We start from the raw sequence: 9918 nt of genomic DNA, 5'->3' as shown, positions 1-9918 counted from the left end.
ATTTACGACAAGGTATTGGTCTGCGGTTATGTAAATGTTTATGGAGACTTTGAACTTTCTGGACTAGCCATGATTGGCGATAACCGCGAACCTTCAACAGAGGATTACAATCCTTTCTAACAACCAAACCAAACAATTTTTAACACAAGCGTGATTCACGCCACGGGTGAGTTGCGCGCAATGTAGGAAATCAAGATGAAAAATTCCACTTTTTTAAAAGAAATGGCAGGAAAATATGGATTTTCTGCTGAAGAATTTCGAGAAACAATCATAAAAACTTGTATTGGATATAAAAATGCTAATGTCATCACTGATGCAGAATTTGCCGTTTTTCTTTTTGTTGCCAATACTTATGGACTTAATCCTTTAACTAAAGAAATTTATGCACTTCCTAAAAAAGGCGGCGGCATCATACCCGTTGTTTCTATCGACGGTTGGATAAAGATCATCAAATCAAATCCTGACTTTGATGGCATGACTTTTCAAGATCAACTCAATGAGAATGGAAATATCATTGCTATCAAATGTGCTATTCGTCTCAAAGGGATTAAAGATCCTATCGAAGTCACCGAATATCGCAAAGAATGCGAACAAGACAAAAGTGAAGCATGGCAAAAATATCCAGCACGTATGTTGCGCCATAAAGCTACTATACAATGTGCTCGCTACGCTTTCGGGCTTTCCGGTATTTATGAAGAAGATGAAGCAAAACGTATCAATGAAGCAAACCATAGCATTCCAAAACAATTGGTTTCTCAAGATATGCTTATAAAAATCGAAGAATTAATCGAACAAACAGAAACGGATAAAAATAAGCTTCTCTCTTATGCAAAAGTAGAAAAGCTAACAGATATGTCTTGTGAAACAGCAGACGACGTTTTGAAAATATTAGAAAGCAAGCCAAGAATTCAAAGAGAAAGCGCACTAGAATATCTCCCACCACAAGAGAAAACATACGTTCCTATACAAGATGCCGAATATATTCACGTCCAAGATATCGAATATGCTCCAACGTCTCATGAACAACAAAGGGCGGTGTGAAATGGAACAAAGAACAGCAGAATGGTTTCAAGCCCGTTTAGGTAAAGTCACGGCATCAAACGTTTATAACGTTATCAGTAAAACAGCAAAGGGAATCCCTACAAGCAAATATGAAGACTACAAAATCAAACTCATTACAGAGCGTTTAACGGGTCAAACAAGCCCCTATTATGAAACCGAAGACATGAGATGGGGTATTGAAAATGAAGAAGATGCCTTGAGAGAATATGCATTCATTTATGATACTGACGTTACTCAATGCGGCTTTATCCAACACCCCACAATAAAAATGGCGGGGGCAAGCCCTGATGGGTTCATTGGAGAAGACGGTTTAATCGAAGTCAAATGTCCGAGATCAATAACACATATGCGTTTTTGTATAAGTGACGAAATCAAACCAGAATATCACGCACAAATGCAATTCCAAATGGCTTGTACAGAACGAAAGTGGTGTGATTTCGTAAGTTATGACCCACGTTTTGCAGGAGAATCCTTTCACTTGCGCATGAAAGTCAAGCGTGTTCTCCGTGATGATCAACAAATTGAACAGATCAATCAAGCGGTTGAAGCCTTTTTAGCAGAGATAGAACGAGAGATAAAACAACTCTCAACAAAAGCTGCTTAAACCTATGGGGGTGTTTTGTTCCCCGCATATCTACAAGCACCCCCACCCATTTGCTAACAACTTTCAAGTAATGCGTGATTCACGCCACACGTGAATTGCATCTCAATGTAAGGAGAAAAGATATGGCGCCTCGTCCAGCTGCTATAACGCAACCAGCCATTGCACGCGCTTTAAGAGAAGCTAAAAAACAAGGTTGTGAACTCGTAGAAATCAAGCCTACCGGTGAACTGCTTATCTATCTTAAATCCGATATCCCAATACCAAATTCAGTTAACCACCCAGACAAACTTTTAGATTTGTCAAAGAATGAATATTACGAAATCGCGCTCTCTAAGATGTAAAATTGATTATGCCTAAACCACGCCCTCCTCATCTTGTCAAACAAATTACTCAACATGGCAAAATTGTATGGTATGTACGTATTGGTCATGGCAAACGCATTAGAATCCGCGGTACCTATGGAACGCAAGAGTTTGTTGATAACTACAAAAGCGCACTTGCCGAGTTACAAGGACTGATACTTCCTAAATCCAAAACCGGTAAACTTGTTGAAGGGTCATTTGCATGGCTGCTTAAACAATACTTTAATAGCTCTAATTGGCATAGCTACACTAAAGCTACAAAAAAACAAAAAGAACTCATCCTTATGAAGGTATGTGATACTATAGGAAACATTCCATACCAAGCAATTGAAAAGAAACATATCATAGCCGGCGTTGAACGACGCAAAGAAACACCAGCAATGGCTAGAAACTTTCTGAAAGCCCTTAATGGTCTTTTTAATTGGGCAATTGATCAAGGTCTTTTGGAAAACAATCCAACTTTAGGCGTCAAAAAACCTCCTCTTAAAAATAAAAGCGGCTTTCCTGTTTGGACAGAAGAAGATGTTGAGAAATATTATCACAAATGGCATCATGGTACCCATGAACGTGTCTGGATTGATGTTCTTTTATATACGGGCTTGCGTCGTGGTGATGCGGTTCGCATTGGCTGGAAAGATGTCAAAGATAATATCATCCATCTCAAAACAGAAAAGAGCCAATTTAAAACAGATGTTTTTCTTCCTATTTTACCAGAATTAGCCAAAACGCTTGAAGCTGGTCCTATTGGTGATGAAACATTTATTTGTGGTAAAACTAATCAAAAACTCTCTAAAGAAAGCTTTGGCGATACATTTAGAGACGCTTGTAATGCGGCTGGAATTAAAAAATCGGCGCATGGATTAAGAAAATTAGCAGCAACACGCGCAGCTAACTCTGGTGCAACAGTATCACAACTCAAAGCAATTTTTGGCTGGACAAATGATGCTATGGCATCTCTTTACACAAAGAGCGCAGACCGTAAAAGGTTAGCTATAGAGGCGATAAAAAAGCTCCAAAAAGATGAGGGATAGAGGCAAAAAAACTCAATAGAATCAAGATTCACCTATTCCCTCATATTAGACATAACTATTTTATTTTACTTGCTTTTTATATACCATTCACGAACGCCGTCGCGAAATGAGTGTGATGAGCGTTGAGAGATGTTTCTTTAAACAAAAAATTGCTCTAAAAAATTTTTTAAGAGAAAAATTAAAACTTCTCAACCTCAAGTGCCAAGGCATGGACACAAGTCGCGAGCTCCTCTTGTAAAACTTGATAAATCGCTCGATGAATTTCTACGCGGGTCATATTGGAAAAAGAAGAAGATAAAATCTTCACGCGAAAATGTGTTTCTCCTTTACCATCAAAAGCATGTTCATTATGAGGATGCCCCTCATGAAGATGACTCTCGTTAATCACTTCAAGTTTTTGGGGATGAAAAGCATCTTGAAGCTTTCTCTTGATTATTGTTTCTACAGACATTTTTCATTCCTTAACAAAATGCAAGTGCAAGAATACACCCTTTTCATAATCAAATAAGTGTGAAAACAAATTTTTCAAAAGTCAATTCTTGTAAAATTAATCAATTTTGCATAAAACCAAGAATATGACGATAACATCTAAATTATTCGATTCAATTCGCATAAGCTCAAATAAAAAACAAAAAGCTGAGCCAGAAGCGCAACAGTGTCAGTGGGAAGGCTGTGAAAAGACAGGGACCCATAAAGCACCAGCAGGTCGAAATCACGAAGGGCAATATCTACATTTTTGTATTGAGCACGTGCGTGCCTATAATAAAAATTTTAATTACTTCTCAGGTCTTAGCAATCAAGATATTGCAAAATTCCAAAAGGATGCTCTCACAGGGCATCGCCCAACATGGCCGACAGATCTTAGCAATGGTACATCGAAAAAAACAGCGGCCAATTATGCAAAGATTCGCTCTGGGACAGCAGCCTATCAAAATCGTATACGCGATCCCTTCACGCTTTTTACTGAGCGGCGTTCAAGCAATAATTTCTCACGAAAATTAAAGCCCTTAGAAGCAAAAGCTTTTGATACACTGGGGCTACAAGCAAACGCTTCAGCAGAAGATATCAAAATGAAATATAAAGAGTTGGTAAAAAAGCACCATCCTGATTCCAATGGTGGTAATCGTGCTTCAGAAGAGCGCTTTCGCGATGTTTTGCATGCTTATAATTTGCTCAAAAAGTCTGGTTTGTGCTAAAAAATACACACTTATATGACCCCATTCTCATTGAGACCATCACTCTTTACATAAAACATTCTTATCTTCACAAAACATTATAGAATACGTGAAAACGATCTTCCTTCATCTCTAAGGCTCTCGTTATAGAGCATTGCATAAATGCTCTAACTCTTGTATCGTTTTCTCATGAAATAAATAGCGTCCTTTCCCTGCCAGAAACATCATGACAAATCTTAACCTTGAAAATACACCCGATATTACAGTTTGTGCTCGTGATCTATTTCATATTAAAACAGATATGAAAATCCCTGCTTTTAGTACAAAAAGCCCCCATGTTCCGGATATCGATCCCGATTATCTTTTTGACCCGCAAACAACTTTAGCGATTCTCGCAGGTTTTACTTTTAACCGTCGTGTCATGGTTTCGGGCTATCACGGAACAGGGAAATCAACGCATATTGAACAAGTTGCTGCCCGTCTCAACTGGCCTTGTCTTCGCATTAATCTCGACAGCCATGTAAGTCGTATCGATCTTGTAGGAAAAGACGCTATTGTTTTAAAAGATGGCTTACAAATTACTGAATTTAAAGAGGGCATTTTGCCATGGGCTTATCAAAATAATATTGCTCTTGTTTTCGACGAATATGATGCGGGGCGTCCTGATGTTATGTTTGTCATCCAACGGGTTCTTGAAACCTCTGGAAAACTAAGCTTACTTGATCAAAGCCGTGTTATCTCTCCTCATCCAGCCTTTCGTCTTTTTGCAACAGCCAATACCATTGGTCTTGGCGATACAACAGGGCTTTATCATGGTACCCAACAAATCAATCAAGCTCAAATGGACCGCTGGTCTATTATTACGATACTCAATTATTTACCCCATGATAAAGAGGTTGATATTGTGTGTTCAAAGGTCAAATCTTTTAAAACGGCTGAGGGGAAAAAGACAATTTCACAAATGGTTCACGTTGCTGATATGGTCCGTCAAGCTTTTATCAATGGAGATCTTTCAACAGTCATGAGCCCACGGACTGTCATTACTTGGGCAGAAAATACCACAATTTTTCAAGATATTGGCTTTGCCTTCCGGTTAACCTTTCTCAATAAATGTGATGAACTCGAACGTGCTACGGTCGCAGAATTTTATCAACGCGCCTTTGGACAAGAGCTTCCCGAATCACTCATGCAGGGTGTCTCATCTTAAAGGAATATGTCGATTATGGCGATCAACCCTGACGACAACAGAAAAAATTTAACAAACAATCCTCCCCTCAATACGCTTAATCATGAAGCTTTTAAGAAAGCTCTTTCCACCTGTATGCGTGCTATTGCTGGTACGTCCCACTTAGAAGTTTCTTTTAGTCCCAACAGACCATCTTTGAGCGAAAATTGTGCACGCTTACCAGAATTACCACAACACGCAACAGATAAAGATATCACGATTACCCGCGGATTAGGTGATTCCATGGCTCTGCGCAAAGCATGGCATGATAACGGCATTCACATGCAATTTGCTCCGCTAGAATCAGAAGCACGGGCGATCTTTGATGCCCTTGAACAAACACGCGTTGAAGCAATCGGTACTTTAGCCATGGAGGGGCTTGCAAAAAATCTTGATGTCATGCTCGCCGATAAATACAAAAGAGCCCATTATGAAAAGATTAGCAACCAAAGTGAAGCCCCTATCCAAGAAGCGATGGCACTTTTATTGCGTGAAAAAATAACAAAGCGCGCGGCTCCAAGAGAAGCAGGCCCAGTTTTAGAATTGTGGCGCCAAGAACTTGAACAAAAAGCCGCAGCAGAGCTCAATGAACTCACACATCATATTTACAACCAACAGGCTTTTGCTCAAATCGTTTGCCAAATGCTTGCGACACTCAAAATGACAGTGCAACAAGATGCAATTTCTGAAAGTGAAAACAATAAAAAATTAAAAAACGAATGTGAACCTCAAGATCAAGTAGAAGAAGAAAGTAAAAACAAAAAACACGCTCAAAGTGAAGAACAAACCAGCACTGAACAAGAAAGTGATGTGCAAGACGAAGGAAAAATACAAGCGACACAAACAAACGACAATGATCAAGCTGACGGCGAGCAAAAAAATGATCCATGGAAAGAAAAGCAGAACAAACCCAAACGTCTTTTTTCTGATTCAGAACAAATGGAAAGACTTGGTAATTATCAAATCTTCACCCGTCAATTTGATGAAATTTTGGAAGCAACGGATTTTTGTTCTGAAAATGAGTTAGATTACTTACGCCGTTGTCTTGATAAGCAAATTAGTCATCTTCAAAACATTGTTGGACGTTTAGCCAACCGTCTCCAGCGCCGCCTTATGGCACAACAAAATCGCAACTGGAAATTTGACCTTGAAGAAGGATATCTTGATACAGCACGGCTTACACGCCTGATTATTGATCCCATGCAACCCCTTTCTTTTAAAATGGAAAGCAACAGCCAATTTCGAGATACGGTCGTTTCACTCCTCATTGATAATTCTGGTTCAATGCGCGGACGTCCCATTAGCGTTGCCGCAAGTTGTGCCGATATTTTGGCACAAACGCTTGAACGTTGTGGTGTCAATGTTGAAATTTTAGGTTTTACCACCAAAACTTGGAAAGGTGGAAGGTCACGCGAAAAATGGCTTAAGAAACATAAGCCTCATCATCCTGGACGTCTTAATGATTTGTGTCATATCATCTATAAAAGTGCTGACACCCCATGGCGTCGAGCACGGCGCAATCTAGGTTTAATGATGCAAGAAGGATTATTAAAAGAAAATATCGACGGAGAAGCTTTAATTTGGGCGCATCAACGCCTTTTATCACGGCGTGAACAACGTCGCATTCTCATGGTTATTTCTGATGGAGCCCCTGTTGACGATTCAACATTATCGGTCAACGCCAGCAATTATCTGGAAAAACATTTACGCGCAGTAATTCAAGAAATCCAAACATATTCCCCGATCGAACTCATTGCCATTGGAATTGGTCATGACGTCACACGTTATTATCAACGTGCTGTAACAATTATGAATGCCGAAGAGCTTGCAGACGCCATAACAAAACAATTAGAAGCACTTTTTAGTGATAAAACACCTCAACTTTATAAGAAATAAACCGGCCTTAAATCAGCAATACATTGATTTATAAATGATAAATCTCGCGTTATTCAACTGGAATGAGACCCCTGAATACCATACGATTCTTTTATTTCAAATCTGTTCCACATTGAATCAATCCAAATCATTTGCTTGCACGTCACAAGCGATGCAAAAAAGCATAATTCTATTTTACAGAAATACTTCACCTTGACTTCCAAGCTTATTTTACAAAAGCACCAAAGCACTTATAAATGGAACGATATTGAGTGTAAAATCTATTCAGTATCACCATCTTTACGCACCATAAAAAAGAAAACCGTTCCCTTCATTATGCCTACTCCCCAATATTCCAACAAACCTTGGCATTTTAGATAATACATAAAGAGGCATTTTTATCTTTTCTTTAATATTTTTTATCGACACAGGCTTCCCCCGCTTATCCTATGCAAGAGAAATACTTTGACTGAGGCAATACATAGAGAAATTGAAACGAAAGGTTTTTACGATATAAGGCTTTTATTCAATCTATAAAAAATGAATTATCCTTAATAAATTAATGTGTTACATAAAATATAATCCAACACAATCATCTTTACCTATGCGAGGAACTCTATTTTCTAGCTCTTAATATTTTGATATAAATCAACACATTGATAGCAACAAACAACAATTTCTCTTCTATTAAAGCTATTCATAAAAACGTGTTTTGCATCTTTTCAAAGAGTATTATCCGAAGACCACCCTTTCTTGTGATATACAAAGCATGACTTTGTTTGAATTCAGTCTAAGAAGATTGATAATATGCCAGAATTATTATGCCGCTTTCTTATGTCCCAAAACGATGAGTTACTCTTATAAATTCAATAAGTTAACAACACACAACTGAAATTTCTTTTACCTCAATGTGGTTTATAAGAAGGTGTGTTTGACCTTTTTCAAATAGTGTTTATTCATCCATTTTTTATGAAAGCCTAAACAAATAATTTTTTATTGCTGCCTCACAAAAAGAGTCTTGAAATGAGTGAAACATACAGACCTCTCACATAAGCCATGAAGCGATAAACTATCTCAATCAACGATATTATCGCATGCGTAACATAATGGAAATTTAAGTTTTAAAGAAAACAATAGAACAAAGATTATTACTTGTTGCAAGCAAAAGAGGAATCATCCTTTGGATGACTTTGATAAAGAGGAAGTTTTACAATGTTAAGAATTGTCCCATAAGGTATCAACATCAACAGACTCATAACAATTTTTACGGAAAAATCGCCAAAAGCAAGCGAGAGCCAAACTGGCATGCCGATCCCTCCCAAAACAGTATTCTCCACCAATGAACTGTCAGCATACCCTGTTATCTTATCAAGAACGGCAAAAGAACTCGAAAAAGCAAGAGAAAAAAACAACACCGTATCCAACGCCGAACCAACCAACGCTGCTGCTAAAGGAGCTTTCCACCATGTTTTCCGTCGCAAAGGCGTAAAAACAAGAATATCAAGAAGTTGTCCAAATAAAAATGCCAAACTAGAAGCAAGTGCAAGCCGCGGTGTTGCCAATATCCAAGAAACAAAAACACCGGCAAAAAAACCAGCATAAACCACACGCCGCGCAGCAGATGGACCATAAAAACGATTTGTCAAATCATTGATTAGAAAGGCAAATGGATAAGTAAAAGCCCCATAAGTCAACAGCTCATTCAAACCAAACCAATAGACAGGATATTGAACCAGAATATTAGAAGCAGTGACCGCAAGACACATTGCTAAAACAGAAAAAACAACATACCCTCTCTTTTGCTGTTCTAATAAAAGACCGCTTGAAAACATTTTTTTAACCTGGGGTATGGAACCAATAAAATAATAGAGCGATCAAAGAGAAAAAAGCCCCAAAAGCGCACTTCTTTAAGACCAAGTTCCGTGATTAAAGCGTCAATTCACCAAAAATAATGACACGAACAATCACGTTACAACAATCACGCTGCTTGTTCAGCCTTTTTCTCACTTTCTTGCTCAGCTTTTTTCTTAACGATTTGGCGTTTTAACAAACGCGCACGTTGCGACAATTCTTTGTCATCTGCTTTAACCAAAAAGCCATCAAGACCGCCACGGTGCTCAACAGAACGCAACGCATTTGCCGAAATGCGCAAACGATAACTTTGCTGTAACACCTCTGAAATCAACGTCACATTGCAAAGATTTGGTAAAAAACGACGCCGAGTTTTATTATTCGCATGGCTAACATTATTACCATACAAAACCGTTTTCCCTGTCAATTCACATGCACGAGACATAAACTTCACCCTTAAACTCTAAGAAACTTTCAAATCCCTATACCCAAAGGACACAATGAATACAATAGCACGCACAATGCGGCCTTGAACGGGCATCATTGGGAAGTCTCTCTCTAATAGGGGCTCGACAACAAAAGGTCAAGTCTTTTATCAAACCTTTTTCATCTCTTGCTGGCTCAATCTTCATCTTTTTCCAAAATCAAGGCGTGCAAATTCCACCCAAAAGCGTACAAAATACTTTTTTTAAAGGCATACCGTGTTAAAATAAAAGCCGGTTGTCCTGAAAGG

10 protein-coding genes are annotated in these 9918 nt (G+C 38.5%); 7 read left to right on the top strand and 3 right to left on the bottom strand.

All coding sequences use genetic code 11. From position 1 onward, the window contains the following. Window positions 1–195 precede the first annotated feature (195 nt). The 4 genes from PVV66_RS01150 to PVV66_RS01135 all read left to right on the top strand — a co-directional run bounded on the left by PVV66_RS01150 (window position 196) and on the right by PVV66_RS01135 (window position 3059). Window positions 196–1041, top strand: coding sequence for a recombinase RecT (locus PVV66_RS01150; protein ID WP_273717339.1), 846 nt, complete (start codon window positions 196–198; stop codon window positions 1039–1041). Window position 1042: 1 nt separating this feature from the next. Then, on the top strand, window positions 1043–1666 hold the full coding sequence (locus PVV66_RS01145; RefSeq protein WP_273717340.1) for a lambda exonuclease family protein: 624 nt from the start codon (window positions 1043–1045) through the stop codon (window positions 1664–1666). 122 nt (window positions 1667–1788) lie between these two features. Continuing rightward, window positions 1789–2007, top strand: coding sequence for a hypothetical protein (locus PVV66_RS01140; protein ID WP_273717341.1), 219 nt, complete (start codon window positions 1789–1791; stop codon window positions 2005–2007). A gap of 8 nt (window positions 2008–2015) precedes the next feature. Next, window positions 2016–3059 carry a tyrosine-type recombinase/integrase gene (locus tag PVV66_RS01135; RefSeq protein ID WP_273717342.1) on the top strand — a complete coding sequence of 348 codons (1044 nt, stop codon included), beginning with the start codon at window positions 2016–2018 and terminating at the stop codon, window positions 3057–3059. Window positions 3060–3237: 178 nt separating this feature from the next. Here PVV66_RS01135 and PVV66_RS01130 read toward each other — a convergent pair whose 3' ends face one another. Further along, window positions 3238–3510 (bottom strand): BolA family transcriptional regulator, encoded by a 273-nt coding sequence (locus PVV66_RS01130; protein ID WP_273717343.1) that lies wholly within the window; start codon window positions 3508–3510, stop codon window positions 3238–3240. Window positions 3511–3634: 124 nt separating this feature from the next. Between PVV66_RS01130 and PVV66_RS01125 the strand changes: the two genes are divergently transcribed. The 3 genes from PVV66_RS01125 to cobT all read left to right on the top strand — a co-directional run bounded on the left by PVV66_RS01125 (window position 3635) and on the right by cobT (window position 7355). Then, window positions 3635–4255, top strand: a complete 621-nt coding sequence (locus PVV66_RS01125; protein WP_273717344.1) for a J domain-containing protein — start codon at window positions 3635–3637, stop codon at window positions 4253–4255. Between the two features lie 205 nt (window positions 4256–4460). Continuing rightward, window positions 4461–5441 (top strand): cobaltochelatase subunit CobS, encoded by a 981-nt coding sequence (cobS, locus tag PVV66_RS01120; protein WP_273717345.1) that lies wholly within the window; start codon window positions 4461–4463, stop codon window positions 5439–5441. 15 nt (window positions 5442–5456) lie between these two features. Beyond that, window positions 5457–7355, top strand: coding sequence for a cobaltochelatase subunit CobT (cobT, locus tag PVV66_RS01115; protein WP_273717346.1), 1899 nt, complete (start codon window positions 5457–5459; stop codon window positions 7353–7355). A 1127-nt stretch (window positions 7356–8482) separates the two neighbouring features. Here the strand turns inward: cobT and PVV66_RS01110 are convergent. Beyond that, window positions 8483–9166, bottom strand: a complete 684-nt coding sequence (locus tag PVV66_RS01110; protein ID WP_273717347.1) for a VUT family protein — start codon at window positions 9164–9166, stop codon at window positions 8483–8485. Window positions 9167–9312: 146 nt separating this feature from the next. Further along, complete coding sequence (rpmB, locus tag PVV66_RS01105) at window positions 9313–9630, bottom strand: 50S ribosomal protein L28 (protein ID WP_100129022.1); 318 nt, start codon at window positions 9628–9630, stop codon at window positions 9313–9315. Between the last annotated feature and the right edge of the window lie 288 nt (window positions 9631–9918).

Source organism: Bartonella sp. AU16XJBT, from assembly GCF_028618665.1.
In the GTDB taxonomy this organism is placed as follows: Bacteria; Pseudomonadota; Alphaproteobacteria; order Rhizobiales; family Rhizobiaceae; genus Bartonella.
The sequence above is the reverse complement of the archived record's forward strand: the minus strand, read 5'-3'. Positions and strand labels throughout refer to the sequence as shown.